Annotated in this window: 1 protein-coding gene; it reads right to left on the bottom strand. The window is 69.3% G+C overall.

All coding sequences use genetic code 11. From position 1 onward, the window contains the following. Positions 1-614 precede the first annotated feature (614 nt). Positions 615-1746, bottom strand: a 1132-nt coding sequence (locus WA317_RS12560; protein ID WP_425173339.1) for an IS91 family transposase, incomplete at its 5' end; no start/stop codon positions are given.

A 1746-nucleotide genomic window follows, 5' to 3' on the forward strand; every position in this document is an offset into this window, starting at 1 on the left:
CGACGGCGGCAGGCTGGAGTTGTCCGGCGTCTTCGCCGGCGCCCCGAGCTTCGCTTCCAGCGCCTGCACTTGCGCCCACAGCGCGAGGATCAGCGCGTCCTTCTCCGCAGGCGTCAGACAGCTGAGATCAGGAAGCTCGCTCATCCCGACCTTCAATCGCAGCCGCCAGGGTCACGTCAACCGCTCTCTTTGCCTCACCTAACCATCCACCCGGACCCGGGGGGATGAGCAGAAACCCATAACGAAGAGCGTTTTTAGCTTGGCGGCGCGGCGCACAAGCGTTGCCGTGGGCGCTATCTGGTGGGAGCCGCGCCGGTGAGCCAAAAACGTGTTGGACTGAACCGTCACGCCGGACGGCTATGGGGATTGTTGTCGCCGGTCCCTGGTGGAGGGCGCGCCGGACCTCTTGGTTCCTCGCCTATGCGCAGGCGCTGTGGCGGATATGCTGGGGTGTTCAGTGACGTTGGCCGCCGATTGTTTGGCGAGCTGACGCGGATTGCAGGGGTCCGCAGGCATTCCGGCGGGCGATGAAGTGCCTTGCGGCACGCGCCGGCTGCCGCCGGGGTCGGCGTTGCCTGGTGGGACCGAGTGGATCAGGGTCGGCTGGGGCGGCATCATGAGCTGTCGCACCACATGGGTGGCCGCGGCGGCGGTTGCGGCCGGATCGTACCGCAGGTCAGCATCCGTCCCCCGCAGCACGGGCAGGCCTCGATGTCCTGGCCGGTGAGGTCACGCAGGCGGTCCTGCCAGCGACGCGGCGGACGCGGCTCTGGCGGCGACGCGACGAGCAGCTCGCGGCAGAGGGCCAGCTTCCTGGTGCGATGGCGGTTGGCGAGGAAGCCGATGTGGCGGATGCGATGGAAGCCGTCGGGCACGGTGTGCTGGAGGAAGCGGCGAATGAACTCGTCGGCTGCCAGCGTCATCACCTTGGTCGTGCCGCCCTGGCGGTAGTCCTTCCAGGTGAAGCTGACCTGGCCGTCATCGAGCCCGACCAGACGGGTGTTGGCGAGGGCGACGCGATGGGTATAGCGGCCGAGGTAGCCGAGCACCTGCTCGGGCCCGGCGAAGGGCGGCTTGGCGTAGACGACCCAGTCAATCTGGCCCAGCTGATCGAGTTGGGCGGCGAATGCAGTGGGGTCAGCGAGGGCGGCGAGCGCACCGGGGAAGCGCAACGTGCCGTCGGCGAAGGCGGTGCGCAACTGGCGCACGAACCCGTCGCGGAAGCGGCGGGAGAGCACGCACACGGGCAGGAAGAAGCCGGGTGGGCATGCGATCCAGCGGCTCTGGTCGGGCGCGAGGCCGCCGCCGGGGACGATGCAGTGCAGGTGCGGGTGGTGGTGCAGCGCCTGGCCCCAGGTGTGCAGCACGGCAATGGCGCCCACCTCGGCGCCGAGATAGCGGGGATCGGCGGCGACGTCGCGCAGAGCCTCCGCCGCAGCATGGAACAGGATGCCGTAGACGGCTGCCTTGTTGTGGAAGGCGAGATCGGCGACAGGCGCGGGGACGGTGAACACGACGTGGAAGTAGGGCACCGGCAGCAGCTCGGCCTGGCGCGCCTCCAGCCATTCGGTACGCACCAGGCCCTGGCACTTCGGGCAGTGCCGGTCGCGACAGGAATTGTAGGCGTGGCGAGAGAACCCGCAGTCGGCACAGTGCTCGACATGCCCGCCCAGCGCCGGCGTCCGGCACGCCTCGATGGCCGCCATGACGCGACGCTCGGTGCGGCCGAGGTGATCAGCGTGGGCC

The organism is Mycobacterium sp., assembly GCF_049802695.1.
GTDB lineage: Bacteria > Actinomycetota > Actinomycetes > Mycobacteriales > Mycobacteriaceae > Mycobacterium.